We start from the raw sequence: 15,692 nt of genomic DNA, 5'->3' as shown, positions 1-15,692 counted from the left end.
GCAACCGATCGGGCGCTACACAGAACGCATGGCCGTTCTGCCCGCCGCGGACGTAGCACTGACGACCAGCGGCTACACCCTCTCGATCGCCGACGACCCCAGCCAGGTCGAGGCCGCGCAACGCCTGCGCCACCAGGTGTTCGCCGGCGAGCTGGGCGCGACCGTGTCCCCGGACACGGCCGGCCTCGACCGTGACGCCTTCGACCCGTACTGCGACCACCTGGTGGTGCGCCAGGAGAACACCGGTGCGGTGGTCGGGACGTACCGACTGCTCCCGCCGGGGCGGACCAACCTCCGGTACGCCGAGGGCGAATTCGACCTGACCGCGCTCGATCCGTTGCGTACGCACCTGGTCGAGGCCGGCCGTTCCTGCGTGCACCCCGAGCACCGCAGCGGCGCGGTGATCAACCTGATGTGGGCGGGCATCGCCCGCTACCTGCACCTGCGCGGGCTGCGCTGGCTCGGTGGGTGTGCCTCCGTGCCGGTGTCCGACGGTGGGCTCGCCGCCGCCGAGGTCTGGGCCCAGGCGCGGGCGAAGCACCTGTCACCGCCGCCGTTGCGGGTCCGTCCACTGCGGCCCTGGTTCGCCGAGCCGGGCGTGCCGACCGAGTCGGTCACGGGGGCGGCCAAGCTCGTCCCGCCGCTGCTGCGCGGGTACCTGCGGCTGGGGGCCCAGGTCTGCGGGGAGCCGGCGTACGACCCTGACTTCGGGGTGGCCGACTTCTACGTACTGCTCTCCATGGACCGGATCAACCCGCGTTACCTGCGGCACTTCCTCGGCGGGCAGCCGTGACCACGCTGGCGCATCCGCTGTGGCGGCCGAGTTCCGGTTGCGGCCCCGACTGCCTGCCCCGGCCCGGCGAGGCCCCCGCCGTCCCGGCGGCCCGGCAACTGGGCCGCGCCGCCGGTCTGCTCGGCATGCTCGGGCTCGGCGTCGGCCTGGCCGTCCTGCTCCCGGTGCTGCCGGTCCGGGAGCGGCAGGCCGCGCTGCGCGGTTGGGCACGGGCCACCGCACGGGCCTGCGGCGTACGCCTCGAGGTGCGCGGTCGGCTGCCCCGGCGCCGTGCCCTGGTCGTCGCCAACCACGTCTCGTGGTGGGACATCCTGGCTCTGTTCGCGGTCGCGCCGGCCCGGCTGGTGGCCAAGCACGAGGTCGGGCGATGGCCGCTGATCGGGCTGCTCGCCCGGGCGGCCGGCACCGTCTTCGTGGACCGTTCCCGCCCCCGCGAGCTGCCGGCGACGGTGGGACGGGTCGCCGCCGCGTTGCGGGCGGGCCGTTCGGTCGCGGTGTTCCCCGAAGGCACCACCTGGTGCGGTGCCGCGACGTCCTGCCGGCCGAAGACCGGCTTCCGGCCGGCGATGTTCCAGGCCGCGATCGACGCCGGGGCTCCCGTCGTGCCGGTGCGGATCGGTTACCGCTGCGGAGTGACCGGCGAGACGACCACCGCACCGGCGTTCGTCGGCGACGAGACCCTGCTGCGGTCGGTGCGGCGGATGCTCGCCGCCCGGGAGTTGACGGTCCGTGTCGACGTCGCCGCGCCGCTGCACCCGGGGCGGTCCGCCGATCGGCGCGCGCTCGCCCGGGTCGCCGAATCGGCGGTGCATCTCGTACCGTCGTCGCCAGCCGCGCGGGTGGCTCCGCAGGCGGCGCCGGTACGGGTGCCGGCGCGGTCGGACGCGGTACGAACCGTGCCGCCCGTGCCGGCCCGGCCGCCGGTCGGCGGGTCGTCGGCGCGGGCCGGCACCGAGGTGGCGGGCAGCTCGCCGGACGGTACGCCGGAGCGGGAGCTGCCGCTGGCCGCCTGACCCGCGACCCACGCCGCTCACAGGTTTTTTTCAGGCTCCGCCCAGCGCCGACGCAGTGTCTGCGCGGATGATGGGCGGCATGGCCGCTACCCAGACCGAGGCGCGACTGCTCGTCGTCGAGGACGATCCCAACATCCTCGAACTGCTCTCCGCGAGCCTGCGTTTCGCGGGGTTCGACGTGGCCACCGCCACCAGCGGCAGTGCCGCACTGAGCGCGGCCCGGGACCACCGGCCCGACCTCGTGGTGCTCGACGTGATGCTGCCGGACCTCGACGGCTTCGAGGTGATCCGGATGATGCGCGAGGGCGGCACGCGTACGCCGGTGGTGTTCCTCACCGCCCGCGACGCCACCGACGACAAAATCCGTGGGCTCACCCTGGGCGGGGACGACTATGTGACCAAGCCGTTCAGCCTGGAGGAGTTGACCGCCCGGATCCGGGCGGTGCTGCGTCGTACCAGCACCGGCGAGCAGGCACCCGCCCGGCTCACCTTCGCCGACCTGGAACTGGACGAGGAGACCCACGAGGTGTACCGCGCCGGTCAGCGGGTGCAGCTCTCGCCGACCGAGTTCAAGCTGCTGCGCTACCTGATGCTCAACGCCAACCGGGTGCTGTCCAAGGCGCAGATCCTCGACCACGTGTGGAACTACGACTTCCGGGGCGACGACAACATCGTCGAGTCGTACATCTCGTACCTGCGTCGCAAGGTCGACACGACCGACCCCCGACTGATCCACACCCTGCGCGGCGTCGGGTACGTGCTACGCAAGCCGGCGGCGTGAACGGGTTACAACAGGCCAAGCTCCGGATCCGCTCGGTTCCGCTGCGGGTCAAGCTGGTGGCGGCCGTGCTGACCCTGGTCGCCGCCGCGCTGCTGGTGATCAGCTCACTGACCACCTTTTTTCTCCGCAGCTACCTGGTGGAGCAGGTTGACAACGAATTGGCTGGCTCCGCTCGCACCATCGAGAGCGCGGTGGTTGCCGGCCGGCAGGGGTCGCTTGGCATTCCCACCGATTACCTCGTGGTGGTCACCAGCAGCAGCACCGGCGGGATCATCGGCTATGACTTCGACAGCCGGCGGTTCGACACGGCCGACCTGCCTTCGTGGCCGAGTGACGCCGCAGGCTTTGCACGGCTGGCCGGAGAGCCGCGCACGGTCCGCGCCCAGGGCAGCGAGGTGCGCTGGCGAATTCTCTACACCGAGCTGCCCAACGGCCAGTGGGCGGCGATTGGGCAGCACCTGACCGACGTGGACCGGGCGGTGAAGCGGCTGATCTGGATCGACATGCTGGTCGGTGGGGCGGTGCTGGTGCTGCTCGCCTCGATCGGCGCGGCGATCGTCCGGACCAGCCTCAAGCCGCTGGTGGAGATCGAACGGACCGCCGCCGCCATCGCCGGTGGCGACCTGAGCCGGCGGGTACCCGATCCGGAGGACGGCCAGCCCTGCCCGACGTCGGAGCTGGGGCGGCTCTCCCGGGCCCTCAACGCGATGCTCAGCCAGATCGAGATGGCCTTCACCGCGCGGGCGGCGTCGGAGTCCGCCGCCCGGTCCGCCGAGGTCGTCGCCCGGGAGGCCGCCGAGGCGGCCCGCGCCTCCGAGGCCCGGGCCCGTCGCTCGGAGGAACGGATGCGGCAGTTCGTGGCGGACGCCTCGCACGAGCTGCGTACGCCGCTGACCACCATCCGCGGCTTCGCCGAGCTGTACCGCCAGGGCGCGGCCCGGGCCCCGGAGCAGACCTCCGACCTGCTGCGCCGGATCGAGGACGAGGCGGCCCGGATGGGACTGCTGGTCGAGGACCTGCTGCTGCTGGCGCGGTTGGATCGCGAACGGCCGCTGTCGCTCGCGCCGGTGGAACTGCCGGTGCTGGCCGCGGACTCCGTCGCGGCGGCCCGGGCGATGGCCCCGGACCGGCGCATCGACCTGGAGATCGAGCCCGGCTCCGGGCCGTTGGTGGTGCGGGGCGACGACGCCCGGCTGCGCCAGGTGATCGGCAACCTGATGACCAACGCGTTGCGGCACACCCCGCCCGAGGCGGCGGTGACGTTGCGGCTGCGCGCCGAGCCCGGCAACCTGGCGGTGATTGAGGTTGCCGACACCGGCCCGGGGCTCAACGCCGAGCAGGCGGAACGGGTCTTCGAGCGCTTCTACCGGGTGGACGCCTCACGTACCCGCCGGACCGACGGCAACACCGGCACCGGTCTCGGGCTGGCCATCGTCGCCGCGCTGGTGACCGTGCACCAGGGCACGGTCGAGGTGACCGGTACGCCCGGCGGTGGCGCCACCTTCCGGGTACGTCTGCCACTCGCACCGGCCACGGACATTGACCATGAGTGATTTTCAGCCAATCCTCAGGTCGGTCCAAGGCGGGACGCAGAGCGATGGGAGAAGGTAGGAGCATGACCGAGTACGAGTCCGACCCGCGCCGGCCGGCCCCCACCGACGCCGAGCCGTCGCAATCCGAGCTGTCCCGCGCCGAGTACGCGCGGTCCGACTCCCCGCCTGCCGTTCAGCGCGACGCCGAGCCGACGGTCGAGGCGCCGACGGTTCCGGTGCGTGCCGTCGACCCGTCGTCGGGCGGTCCTGGCGGTCCGGACGCGCCGGCCCGGCCCGGCCCCGGCGACGGGACCGGCTCGCACCCGCCGGCGCAGCCGGTCTCCGGTCAGCCCACCTGGGCGCCGGCCGGCCCTCACCAGCACCAGCATGCTTACCAGCACCCGTACCAGCCGGGCGCCCGCTACCCCGGTGCCCCCTGGTATCCGAGCCAGCCCGGCTGGAGCGGTGCTCAGCCCACCTCGCCCGGCGTCGGGCAGCCCGGGTATCCGGGGCAGGTCGCCGGCACGCCGAGCGGCCACCCCGGTCAGCCGGGCCCGTGGGCACCCACCCCGTCCAGCGGGCCCCGCCCCGGCCGGATCGCGAAGCTGGCCGGTGCCGGCGTGGCGGTGTTCGCGCTGATGCTGGGCAGCGGCGTCGCCGGTGGGGCGCTCGCCCTGGCGCTGAGCGACGGCGGCGGCATCACCCGCACCTACAACGCCGCGCCCGTGATCGACGGTGCCGACCTGCCGCGCATCGCCGCGTCGGTGCAGGACAGCGTCGTCTCCATCAGCACCGGCAGTGGTGAGGGCTCCGGCGTGGTGCTCAGCGCCGACGGCTACGTGCTGACCAACAACCACGTGATCGCCGGGGGCGGCGACACCGTCCGGGTGATCTTCGCGAACGGCACCAGTACCCAGGCCGAGGTCGTCGGCACCGATCCGAAGACCGACCTCGCGGTGCTGAAGGCCAACGGACTGACCGATCTGCAACCGGCCACCTTCGGCGACAGCGACGCGATGCAGGTCGGCGACCAGGTGCTCGCGCTGGGCAGCCCGCTCGGCCTGCAGGGCTCGGTCACCGCGGGGATCCTCAGCGCCCGGGACCGCACCATCCAGGCCGGTGGCGGGCAGCAGCTCCCCGGCCAGGCGGTCAGCTCGATCTCCGGGCTGCTGCAGACCGACGCTCCGATCAACCCAGGCAACTCGGGTGGGGCGCTGGTCAACACCCGGGGCGAGGTGATCGGTATCAACACCGCGATCGCCACCGCGGGACAGGGCAACACCGGCAACATCGGCGTGGGCTTCGCCATCCCGAGCAACAAGGCCAAGGACGTCGCGGAGAAGCTCCAGCGTGGCGAGAAGATCAGCCACCCGTCGCTCGGGGTCAGCGTGAACGCCGCGCCCGACGGCGGTGCTCTGGTCGGCGCGGTCAACCCGGGCAGCGCGGCCGAGCGGGCCGGGCTGCAACAGGGCGATGTGATCACCCGGTTCGGCGACAAGGTGATCAACGACTCCAGCGACCTGGTGGCCGCCGTCCAGGCCGGCAAGGTCGGTGACCAGGTCGAGGTGACCTACCAGCGAAACGGTGCCGAGGCGACGGCAACCGTGACGCTCGCCGAAGCGTCCTAACGGACAGAAACCTGCTTCCTCCCTCCGGGGCGGCGGGTGGCGCGGCCAAGGGGGTTGGCCGCGACACCCGCCGCCCTTCCTCCGTTGCGGGACCGGTTCACCCGGAGCGGGTGAGCCGGGCTCACCCTGCCCGACGGCAGCCTCGGCGGAGAAGACCTCGTGGCGGCGGATGGGGGTGCCATGACCACGGTGACGGCGACTCGGACGGACGACCGGATCCAGCGCGATGTGCTCGACGAACTGGCCTGGGACGCCCAGGTGCGCTCGACCGACATCGGGGTGAGCGTGCACGAAGGGGTGGTGACGCTCACCGGCGGCGTGGACAGCGCCGCCCGCAGGTGGGCGGCGGTGCGCGGGGCACAACGGGTACGCGGTGTGCGGGCGGTCGCCGACGACATCGAGGTACGCCCGACCGGGCCGGTTGAGATCACCGACGGCGAACTGGCGCTCGCGGCCAGCCGGGCGCTGGAGTGGAACAGCTTCGTGCCGGCCGAGCGGCTGGACCTCACCGTCTCCAACGGTTGGCTCATGCTGCGCGGCGAGGTGGAGTTCGGTTGGCAGCGGCGTACCGCGGAGCGGGAGCTGCGCCGGCTGCGGGGCGTACGGGGCGTCACCAACCTGGTCGAGGTGCGGCCCACCGCCCCCGTGGACGTCGACGGGATCCGCAGTGCCGTGCAGCGGGCCCTGATGCGGGGAATCGGCACGGAACGGGTGACCGTGCAGGTAAGCGGCGACTCGGTGACCCTGAGCGGAGTGGTGCGTTCCTGGTGGGAGAGGGACCAGGCGGAACGGATCGCGTGGTCGGCCGAGGGCGTGTGCGCGGTACGGGACGAACTGCTGGTGGGCGGCTGACCACGGCCGGCTGACCACGGCCGGCGTCCGGTTTGTGGACGCCGGGACCGGGAAGACGCTCGATCCCACCCCCGGAAGCCGTTCGGGGGCGACGGCCTCCGGAGAGCGACAGGGAGGGCACGTGGCCGACAACCTTGCGCGCGAGCACCGGTTGCGGATCGCCATGGTCGTGCCACCCTGGCTGTCGGTGCCGCCACCGGGCTACGGCGGCCTGGAGCAGGTGGTGGCCGGACTGGTCGACGGTCTGATCGCCCGAGGGCATGCGGTGACCCTGATGGGCGCGGGTGCCGGGCACGGCACGGCCGCCGACTTCCTCGCCACCCTCGACGAGTTGCAGTTCGACCGCCTCGGTGAGGCGCTGCCCGAACTTGCCCACCTGGCCCGGGTCAACCACCTGCTCAGTGCGGCCGACTTCGACATCGTGCACGATCACACCACGATCGGTCCGTTGGTGGCCGGGCGGCGCGACGTGCCCACCGTGGCGACGGTGCACGGCAACCCGGTGGGCGAGTACGGCACGGTGCTCAGCGACACCGACCGGGGAGTGGGCCTGGTGGCGATCTCACACACCCAGCGGGCGTTGAATCCGCACCTGCCCTGGGTCGGCACCGTACACAACGCGATGAGCCTCGACGACTTCCCGCGTAAGGACGCCCCCAGTCACGGGCCGGTGCTGTGGCTCGCCCGGTTCAGCCCGGACAAGGGGCCGGAACTGGCCATCCGCGCCTGCCGGGCGGCCGGACTGCCACTGGTGTTGGCCGGCAAGTGCAGCGAGCCCGCCGAGCGGCGCTACTACTACGAGGTGATCCGGCCGATGCTCGGGCCGGACGTGACAGTGGTGCTCGACGCGGACCGGAAGGCCGTGCTGCGGCTGCTGGTCGAGGCACGCTGTCTGATCATGCCGATCCAGTGGGAGGAGCCGTTCGGCATCGTGATGCTGGAGGCGATGGCGACCGGGACACCCGTGGTGGCGCTGAACCGGGGCGCGGTGCCGGAACTGGTCCGTCCCGAGGTGAGCGGGCTGATCTGCCAGCGGCCGGAGGAACTGCCGGCGGCGCTGGAGCGGGCGTCCACTCTGGACCCGGAGGACTGCGTGGCGCACGTGGCGCAAACGTTCTCCACGGATCGGATGGCCGTCGGCTACGAGGAGGTGTACCGCCGGTTCCTCGCCGCCACGACGCCGCACGCGGGGCGCGAGCCGGCCCGGATCGCCCCGGCCTGACCGGGTCCGCGCCGATCAGACCTGCGCGGCGCCGAGCGCGGTGATCGCCGCGTCCAGTTGCCGCGCGTACGCCGGGCTCAGGCCGTCCTCGCGTAGGCGGGTGGAGACCTTCTCACGTAGCCGGGCGACGCCCGGTCCCAACTCGCCCTCGCCGCCGGCCACCGCCCGGGTCAGGTTGCGCAGCTCGTTACGCAGGTCGATGCCGACGTCGTCGCGGATGCCGCCGTCGGCGAGCCCGGCACCGATCAGCGCTTCCAGGCGGTTGGCAGCCTCGACGAGGCTGTCGCCGCCAACGGGTGGGCTCGGTACGCCGGTCGACACCGGTGGCGTGGGCGAGGTGCTCGGCGGTGCGGCGGTCGGCTCGGCGCTGGCGGTGCCGTCCGGCAGGACCGGGTCGGATGTCACGGTCGGCCCGGCGGTGGGGAGAACGGTGGGCTGTCCGCCCCTCTCCGGCAGCAGCGCCGGCACCGCCAGCGCCGCCGCGACCAGCACGGCCACGGCGGCCGCGACGAGCAGCGGCCGCCTCAGCCGTCGTCGCCCGGGGTCGGCACCGGCGACGTGCACCGGGCGGGGCAGTCGTCGTCCCCGTCCGGGGTCGGCGCCGGGCTCCGGCGCGGCTCCCGCGCTCTCGGCTCCCGCGCCACGCTCCCGGGCGTCATCGGCGTCGTCCGCACCCGGACGGTCGCCGGTCCCGCCGGTGACGCCACCGGGGGCGGGCGCCACCCGGCCGCTGACACCGTCGATGCCGGGGTGGAGACCGGCGGGGCCGGGGGACCCGGCCGCAGCGACCGACGGAACGACCCAGACCGGGATCGGCGCAGCGGTGTTGCTCGCGCCGACCATGGGCAGGGTGACGGTGGGGGAGAGCATCGTGCTGGCCTGGGGATCGGCGGGCAGCATCTGGTCGCGCAGCACGGTGGCGACCTGCCGGGCGGTGGGGCGGTCGGCGGGATTCCGGGACAGGCAACGCAGACAGACCTCGGCCACCGTCGGAGGCAACCCCGGCACCCCCGCCAGGGTTGGCGGTGAGCCGGTGGCGAGCGCGGCGCTGAGTTCGTCCCAGGTGTCCGCCGGATACGGCACCCGCCCGGTCAGGGTCTCGTGCAGCAGCACCCCGAGCGAGTAGACGTCGGTCGCGGGTTGGGCCGGAGCACCATCGAGCCGTTCCGGTGCCACGTACGCCGGGGTGCCGAAGGTGGCACCGTCCTCGTCGTCGTCGGGCGCGCCGATCCGGGTGGCGATGCCGAAGTCGAGCACCTTCGCGCCGACCTGGGTCATCATCACGTTGGCCGTGGTGATGTCCCGGTGCACGATGCCGAGCCGGTGGGCGGCGGCGAGCGCATCGGCGACCTGGGCGCCGATCTCCACCGCCTGTGGCCACGGCAGCGGTCCCTCGGTGAGCCGGAACTCCAGTTCCTCACCGGAGAGCAGTTCCATCACCACGAAGGAGGTGATCGCGCCGTCCGGCGACACGGTCTCGCCGTAGTCGTGCACCGAGGTGACGTTCGGGTGGACCAGCTGCGCGGCGGCCCGGGCCTCCTCGCGCACCATGTCCCGGAACCGGGCGTCGGCGGCCAGCGACGGGGCCAGCACCTTCAGGGCGACCATCCGGTCGAGCACCTCGTCGTGGGCCCGCCAGATCACCGACATGCCACCGGCGCCGATCTGGTCGATCAGCCGGTATCTGGTGGCCAGCAACCGGCCGGGCTGCAGTGCTGGCTTCACGGATCGCACCTGCCTCATAGGTGGGAGCGGTATCAGGTTGCGCGAATGTTGCCCACCTGTCAACGGCCCCGGACGCGACGGGTACCGCGGCCGACACCGCGGGTGGGCGTCGCCCGGGGCCGCCGGCGCTCGACGTCGCGGGAAGGTACGGGGTGGGGCCACCGCGGCGCGGCCGTGCCAGGATGAACGGCATGGCGCGGGGACCGGTGGCTTTCGTGCTCGGCGGCGGGGGCGTCCTGGGCGCGGTCGAGGTGGGCATGCTGCGGGCCCTGTTCCGGGCCGGGATCAAGCCGGACATGGTGCTCGGCACGTCGATCGGGGCGGTCAACGGCGCCCTGGTGGCCGCCGACCCGTCCGAGGCGGTGACCGACCGGCTGGTACGGCTCTGGGCCTCTCCCGAGGCCAGCGAGGTGTACGGCGACTCGGTCGCCCGGCAGTTGCGGCGCTTCGCCGCCCGCACCCACCTGCACTCGCCTCGGCCGTTGCGCAAGCTGCTGGAGAGCGAACTCGGCGCACAGACAACCTTCGCCGATCTGCGAGTCCCCTTCCGCTGCTGCGCGGCGAACATCGAACGGGCCGCCGAGCACTGGTTCGTCAGCGGCCCCGTGGTGCCGGCCGTCCTCGCGTCCGCCTCGGTACCGGGGCTGCTGCCGCCGGCCCGCATCGGCGACCAGCACTACGTGGACGGAGGGATCGTCAACTCGATCCCGATCGGCGAGGCGGTCGCGGCCGGCGCCGGCCGGATCTTCGTACTCCAGGTGGGCCGGATCGAACGGGCGTTGGCACCGCCCCGCCGGCCCTGGGAGATCGCGCAGGTCGCCTTCGAGATCGCCCGCCGGCACCGGTTCGCCCGGGAGATGGCCGCGCTGCCCGACGGGGTGGAGGTGCACGTGCTGCCGACCGGTGGGCTGGAGCCGCGCGACGACACGCCGTGGGCGTACCGGGACATGGCGGCGGTGGGCCGGCGGATCAGCCGCGCCTACTCGGCCTCCCGGCACTACCTGGCGAACCTGGAACGCTGATGCCGTTACCGCCGCGTTGGCTGCGCCGACTGCTGCTGGCACCCGGCGTGGTGCTGCTGGCGATCCTGCTGGTGACCACGGTGCCGGTGTGGGCCCTGCTGGCGCTCGCCGCGTCCCCGTTCGTCCCCGGGCACCTGCGCCCGCTGCGGTTGCTCTGGATCGGCTGCTTCTACCTGGTGTGGGACGCGGCGGCGCTGCTCTGCCTCTTCCTGCTCTGGGTCGGCTCCGGCTTCGGCTGGCAGGTACGCTCACCGGCCTTCCAGCGTGCCCACTACGTGCTGGCCGGCTGGTTCCTGCGGGTGTTCTTCTGGCAGGCCCGGTGGACCTTGCGGCTGCGCATCGACGTGGTCGGTACCGACCCGGACACCGCCCTGCCGGGCCGACCGGAACTGGTGCTGTGCCGGCACGCCGGGCCGGGCGACTCGTTCATCCTGATCCACGCGCTGGTGAACTGGTTCCAGCGCGAGCCACGGATCGTGCTCAAGGACACCCTCCAGTGGGATCCGGCGATCGACGTGCTGCTCAACCGGCTGCCGAGCCGGTTCATCGCGCCGGGCCGCGACGGCCGGGGCTCGCTTACCGAGCAGATCGGGCACCTCGCCACCGGACTGGACGACGACGACGCCTTCGTGATCTTTCCCGAGGGCAGCAACTTCACCCCGAAACGCCGCCTGCGGGCCATCGCGCGGCTGCGGGACCGGGGGCACGAGCGGATGGCGTTGAAGGCGGAGGCGATGCGGCACGTGCTCGCCCCGCAGCCGGGCGGGCTGCTGGCGGCGCTGGACGCGGCACCCGACGCCGGGGTGATCTTCGTGGCCCACACGGGACTGGACCGGATGCTCACCGTCACCGACGTGTGGCGGGAACTGCCGATGGACAAGCGGCTGGTGATGCGGTTCTGGTCGGTGCCGCCCGAGGAGGTCCCGACCGACCGGCAGCAGCGCATCGACTGGCTCTACGAATGGTGGAGTCGGATGGACGAGTGGATCGCCACCAACCACGACGACGAGACGTAGGGTGCCCAGGTGGAGCAGATCAGCGTGGTGACGACGGTGGTCGACGCGCGCTCGGTCGCCGATCTGCTGGCCGCCGCCGCGGTGGCCGGACGGCTGGCGGCCTGCGCGCAGGTGGGCGGCCAGGTGGACAGCACGTACTGGTGGCGGTCCGGGGTGGAGACCAGCACCGAGTGGTCGGTGCAGTTCAAGACGGCACCCGACCGGGTCGACGCGTTGGTGGAGCAGTTGCGGGCCAGCCACCCCTACGAGGTGCCGGAGATCCTGGTCAGCAGAGTGGACTGCGGCCATCCCGGGTACGCGGCCTGGGTGTTCGAGCACACCCGTCCCTGAGTACGCGCACTCTGGCGCCGCAGGTGTGCCGCCGTCGAGGATGACGGCGTGGACAACGCCTACCCCTGCCCGGCCTGCGGCGCACCGGCGAATCTCGACTTCGGCTGCACCGGCTGCGGCCGGCCGCCGTACCCGCCCGCGGCCGAGGTGATCCGGCTCGACCGGGAGATCGTCCTGCTCGATGGCGAGGTGCGGCAGGCCCGCCAGGCGTACGAGGGACTGGCCGGCAGACTGGCGACCCTCCGGCGACGGCGGGGTGAGCTGGCCGCCGCCGTCCGGGCGGAGTTCCCGACCCGCACCGGACCTCGCCCGGCCGGCCCGTTCCCGGTCGGGGCGGTTCCCGCCGGATCGTTGCCGGCCGGCCCGCTCCCGGCTGGGTCGGCCCCCGTCGGATCGCCCCCGGCCGGGACCGTCGGCGTGCCGGCGCGGCCGGGGGCGGTGCCGCCGTTGCCGGTCTCGGCCGGCCCGGCGCTGCCCGCCGCCGGATGGCCGCCCGTCGCGCCGCCGGCACGCCCCGGCGGGGCGGAAGCCTCCACCCGGACCGTGCAGGGTCTGCTCTTCGTCCTGGGTGGTCTGTTGCTCGGCACGGCGGCGACGGTCTTCACGGCGGTGGCCTGGGCGTCGGTCGGTGTGGCCGGGCGGGCACTGATTCTGCTGGCGTTCACCCTGCTGCTGCTGGCCGTGCCGCTGGTCGCGCGGTGGCGCGGGCTGCGCGGCACCGCGGAGACCTTCGCCGCCGTCGGGCTGCTGCTGGTGCTGCTCGACGGGTACGCGGCCTGGACGGTGGACCTGTTCGGGTTGACCGCCTGGCCGGGCAGCCGGTACGCCGCGTTGGTCACGGCGGTCGGCGCGGCGGTGGCGGCCGGCTACGCCCGACTCAGCCGACTGGCCGTGCCGTGGTTCGCCGCGCTACTGGTCGTCCAGCCGCTGCTGCCGTTGCTCGCCGCCGAGTTCCGTCCGGAGCCGGCCGGCTGGGCGGTGGCGTTCGTCGGGGCGGCGCTGGTCGACCTGGCGGTGGTGGTCACGCTGCGCAGGCGCACCGGTGTCGTCGCGGACGAGGGGGCCGCGACGACACCCGCGATGCGGTTGGCCGGCGGCATCCTGGCCTGGGTCGGGTTCGCCGGTTGGCTGCTGCTCGCCGCGGGCGGTGCGCTGGTGCCGCTGTTGGTCGGCCGAGCGGGCGGGGTGGCGCTGCTGGCCGGCGTGCCGATGCTGCTGGTGGCGCTGACCGCCTTGGGCGCGGCCCTGCTGGCCGGCGGCGGGCCGGCGCGGGCACTGGCGGGCGCTGCGCTGGTGCCGGTGCTGGCCGGCGCGGTCATCCGCCCGGTGGTGGAGCTGCGCGCGTCGGTGTGGCTGCTGGTAGCGGCCCTGGTGGCGGTGGGGCTGGCCGGCGCGGTGCGGCTGCTTCCGTCCGGCTGGCGCGCCGGCCCCCGGGCCGGGGCGCTGCTGGTCGCGGGTGGCGGAGGGCTGCTGACGGCGCTGGCGGGGGTGCTGCTCGCCGGTGCCGCCGTGGTCCGTTCGGTGCCGCCGTGGCGGGGGGCCACGGCGGGTCCGGCGTTCGCGTGGGGTTGGCAGCTGCCGGTGGCGGCGGCGCTGACCGTGGCCGCGGTCGCCTGGCTGTTGCCCCGGGGTGCCCGGCCGGCGGTGGTGGCGGTCGGCCTCGCCGCTACCGCGCTCACGGTGCCGGCGGCCTGGGCCGCACCGTGGCCGGCCGTGGTCGCGATCGACCTCGCGGTCGGGGCGGTGCTGTTGGTGGCCTCGGTGGCCCGGCCGGCGCTGTCCCGGGTGACGGTGGTGGCGTCGGCGTCGGCCGGCGCGGCATTGCTCGGGCACGGGCTGCTGGTCGGGTTGGCCGCGCCGGCCGGCGCCGGTGCCGCCTGCGCGGTGATCCTGGCGGTCGGCCTCGGCGTGGCGGTGGCCGGTCGGCACGGCGACCCGGTGCGTCGGGCCGTGGCCGGTTGCGGACTGGCCGCCACGGTGCTGGTGGTGCCGGCCGGAGCGGCGATCGCGATGATCGGTGCCGGTGCCCCGCCGTGGTGGCAGGCCCGGGCCGCGCTGGCCGCCGTCGCGGCGCCGGCGGTCGCGCTGCTCGCGGCGCGCCGCTCCTGGCCCGAGCTGACCGGGTACGCCTCGACCGGGCTCGCGGTGGTGGCGGTGCTGACCGGTCTGTCGCCCCTGGTCGTACCGGGTGCCGAACGGGTGACGGTGTACGCGGCGGTGACGGCGGCGCTGGTCGCGCTGGCCGGGTTCCGCACCCGCCCGTGGGGGATGCTGCCGGTGGCCGGGCTGGGTCTGGCCGCGGTGGCGGCGCTGGCGGCCGTGCCGACGGTGGTGTCCGCCCTGCTGACGCCGTACGGACCGCCGCCCGTCCCGTGGTCCGGTGCCCCGGCGACCCAGCCGTCGTCGGACGCGCTCCCGGTCGGCCTGGCCCTGACGCTGCTGGCGTTGGCGGCGGTCCTGGCCGCCTGGCCGCCGTCCCACCGGAACTCCGCTGGCGCGGGTGCCGGTGCTGATTCGGGCGGCCGTGACAACGGCGGTGGTGGCCGAGCCGCTGGCGGCCGGGCCGGTGGCGCGGCTGGTTGGCGGACCGCCGCAATCGTGCTGCCCTTCGTGGCCGCAGCCGGGCCGGTGCTGCTGGTCGCGGCCGCCGCGCCGTGGCCCGTGGTGCCGGCGGTGACCCTGCTGGGCGGGGTGGCGCTGCTGCTGACCGTCGCGCTGCTGAACCCGGGCGGACCGTACGTCGGTACGGCCGTGCCGGTCGGGCTGGTCCTGGCGGTGGTCGGGATGCTCAACCTTCAGGCCACCCGGGCTGGCACCCTGGGCGGGCTGGGTCTGTTGGTGATCGTGGCGACGGCCGTCGCCGTCGCCGCGCGCCAGGTGCCGGTACGCGTCCTGGGCTGGCTGGTCGCCGTGGCGGCGGCGACCGGTTTCGCGATCACCGCCCCGCTGGCCGGCGGGCAGCCGCCACGCGTGGCCGCCTTCGCGGTGCTCGCCGTCGCCGCCCTCACCCTCGCCCTCGCCGCCGTGCTGCCCTCCCGACCGGCTCCGGTACCGGTGCGTCGGGTGCTGGACGCCGCCGCGCAGGCGGTGGCGTTGCTCGCGTTGCTGCTCACCCTGGGCGCACCTCGACACGCCGCGACGGTCTGTGTGCTGTGGGGCGCCGTGATGGGCGTCCGGCTGTTGCGGCGGGGCGAGTCGATCGAGCGACGCTGGGTCTTCGCCGGCATCGGCGGCGGCAGCGAACTGTTGGCCGTCTGGCTGCTGCTGGTGGCGGGTGGGGTGCACGCGCTGGAGGCGTACACGGTGCCGCTGGCGGCGGTGGCACTCGCGGCCGGTGTGGCGGCGTTGCGTACCCGGCCGGGGCTCAACAGCTGGCTGGCCCTCGGCCCCGGCCTGGCCGCCGTGCTGCTGCCCAGCCTCGTCTCCGTGCTGTTCGGCGCCGATCCGCAACCGTGGCGACGGCTGCTGCTCGGCACCGCCGCTCTCGCCGCGACGCTGCTCGGGGCGGTCCGCCGCTGGCAGGCGCCGGTGGTGCTCGGCGGGGTCACGCTGGTCCTGCTCGCCCTGAACGAGCTGGCCCGTAGCTGGGACCTGTTGCCCCGATGGGCCTTCCTGGGCGCGGCCGGACTGGCGCTGATCGGGCTGGCGGCCACCTACGAGCGCCGCCGCCGCGATCTGCTCCGGCTGCGCACCGCCGTCGGCCGGATGAGCTGACGCTGACCCTTGACCAGGCGTGGCACCTGATGGTGCCACGCCTGGCGCATTTTGTGAGCCAATC

At 74.2% G+C, this 15,692-nt stretch carries 12 protein-coding genes; 11 read left to right on the top strand and 1 reads right to left on the bottom strand.

The features are described 5' to 3' along the window. Positions 1 to 28: 28 nt before the first annotated feature. From SM447_RS21130 to SM447_RS21100, 7 genes are all read left to right on the top strand, one after another. Positions 29 to 793, top strand: a complete 765-nt coding sequence (locus tag SM447_RS21130) for a GNAT family N-acetyltransferase (protein ID WP_474574571.1) — start codon at positions 29 to 31, stop codon at positions 791 to 793. Next, the gene (locus tag SM447_RS21125; protein ID WP_474574570.1) at positions 790 to 1,806 is read left to right on the top strand and encodes a lysophospholipid acyltransferase family protein; all 1,017 of its coding nucleotides are present in this window, start codon (positions 790 to 792) and stop codon (positions 1,804 to 1,806) included. The genes SM447_RS21130 and SM447_RS21125 overlap by 4 nt, the downstream gene beginning before the upstream one ends. Positions 1,807 to 1,885: 79 nt before the next feature. Next, the gene (locus SM447_RS21120) at positions 1,886 to 2,587 is read left to right on the top strand and encodes a response regulator transcription factor (protein ID WP_099853003.1); all 702 of its coding nucleotides are present in this window, start codon (positions 1,886 to 1,888) and stop codon (positions 2,585 to 2,587) included. Further along, positions 2,584 to 4,140 (top strand): HAMP domain-containing sensor histidine kinase, encoded by a 1,557-nt coding sequence (locus tag SM447_RS21115; RefSeq protein ID WP_474574569.1) that lies wholly within the window; start codon positions 2,584 to 2,586, stop codon positions 4,138 to 4,140. The genes SM447_RS21120 and SM447_RS21115 overlap by 4 nt, the downstream gene beginning before the upstream one ends. Positions 4,141 to 4,202: 62 nt before the next feature. Next, positions 4,203 to 5,747 carry a S1C family serine protease gene (locus SM447_RS21110; protein WP_474574568.1) on the top strand — a complete coding sequence of 515 codons (1,545 nt, stop codon included), beginning with the start codon at positions 4,203 to 4,205 and terminating at the stop codon, positions 5,745 to 5,747. 180 nt (positions 5,748 to 5,927) lie between these two features. Next, positions 5,928 to 6,599 carry a BON domain-containing protein gene (locus SM447_RS21105; RefSeq protein WP_474574567.1) on the top strand — a complete coding sequence of 224 codons (672 nt, stop codon included), beginning with the start codon at positions 5,928 to 5,930 and terminating at the stop codon, positions 6,597 to 6,599. Positions 6,600 to 6,762: 163 nt separating this feature from the next. Further along, on the top strand, positions 6,763 to 7,821 hold the full coding sequence (locus SM447_RS21100) for a glycosyltransferase family 4 protein (RefSeq protein WP_474574739.1): 1,059 nt from the start codon (positions 6,763 to 6,765) through the stop codon (positions 7,819 to 7,821). A 15-nt stretch (positions 7,822 to 7,836) separates the two neighbouring features. On the opposite strand, the gene SM447_RS21095 is transcribed toward SM447_RS21100, so the two are convergent. Continuing rightward, positions 7,837 to 9,546 (bottom strand): serine/threonine-protein kinase, encoded by a 1,710-nt coding sequence (locus SM447_RS21095; protein WP_474574566.1) that lies wholly within the window; start codon positions 9,544 to 9,546, stop codon positions 7,837 to 7,839. Between the two features lie 191 nt (positions 9,547 to 9,737). Here SM447_RS21095 and SM447_RS21090 point away from each other — a divergent pair, with 191 nt between their 5' ends. From SM447_RS21090 to SM447_RS21075, 4 genes are read left to right on the top strand one after another with little or no spacing between them, the layout of a single operon-like run. After that, positions 9,738 to 10,568 carry a patatin-like phospholipase family protein gene (locus SM447_RS21090; RefSeq protein ID WP_474574565.1) on the top strand — a complete coding sequence of 277 codons (831 nt, stop codon included), beginning with the start codon at positions 9,738 to 9,740 and terminating at the stop codon, positions 10,566 to 10,568. Beyond that, positions 10,568 to 11,584, top strand: a complete 1,017-nt coding sequence (locus tag SM447_RS21085) for a 1-acyl-sn-glycerol-3-phosphate acyltransferase (protein ID WP_474574564.1) — start codon at positions 10,568 to 10,570, stop codon at positions 11,582 to 11,584. The genes SM447_RS21090 and SM447_RS21085 overlap by 1 nt, the downstream gene beginning before the upstream one ends. Before the next feature lie 9 nt (positions 11,585 to 11,593). Next, positions 11,594 to 11,914, top strand: coding sequence for a divalent-cation tolerance protein CutA (cutA, locus tag SM447_RS21080; protein WP_474574563.1), 321 nt, complete (start codon positions 11,594 to 11,596; stop codon positions 11,912 to 11,914). A 48-nt stretch (positions 11,915 to 11,962) separates the two neighbouring features. After that, positions 11,963 to 15,628: an SCO7613 C-terminal domain-containing membrane protein gene (locus tag SM447_RS21075; protein ID WP_474574562.1), complete on the top strand. Its 3,666-nt coding sequence runs from the start codon at positions 11,963 to 11,965 to the stop codon at positions 15,626 to 15,628. The last annotated feature ends 64 nt before the right edge of the window (positions 15,629 to 15,692 follow it).

It is taken from the genome of Micromonospora aridisoli, assembly GCF_056150025.1.
This window is presented reverse-complemented; position numbering and strand designations above follow the sequence as displayed.

Excerpts from the sequence above, each read along its gene's own strand:
- SM447_RS21100 (WP_474574739.1), top strand. The coding sequence starts at position 6,763 with ATGGTCGTGCCACCCTGGCTGTCGGTGCCGCCACCGGGCTACGGCGGC.
- SM447_RS21085 (WP_474574564.1), top strand. The coding sequence starts at position 10,568 with ATGCCGTTACCGCCGCGTTGGCTGCGCCGACTGCTGCTGGCACCCGGC.
- SM447_RS21090 (WP_474574565.1), top strand. The coding sequence starts at position 9,738 with ATGGCGCGGGGACCGGTGGCTTTCGTGCTCGGCGGCGGGGGCGTCCTG.
- SM447_RS21110 (WP_474574568.1), top strand. The coding sequence starts at position 4,203 with ATGACCGAGTACGAGTCCGACCCGCGCCGGCCGGCCCCCACCGACGCC.
- SM447_RS21120 (WP_099853003.1), top strand. The coding sequence starts at position 1,886 with ATGGCCGCTACCCAGACCGAGGCGCGACTGCTCGTCGTCGAGGACGAT.
- SM447_RS21105 (WP_474574567.1), top strand. The coding sequence starts at position 5,928 with ATGACCACGGTGACGGCGACTCGGACGGACGACCGGATCCAGCGCGAT.
- SM447_RS21130 (WP_474574571.1), top strand. The coding sequence starts at position 29 with ATGGCCGTTCTGCCCGCCGCGGACGTAGCACTGACGACCAGCGGCTAC.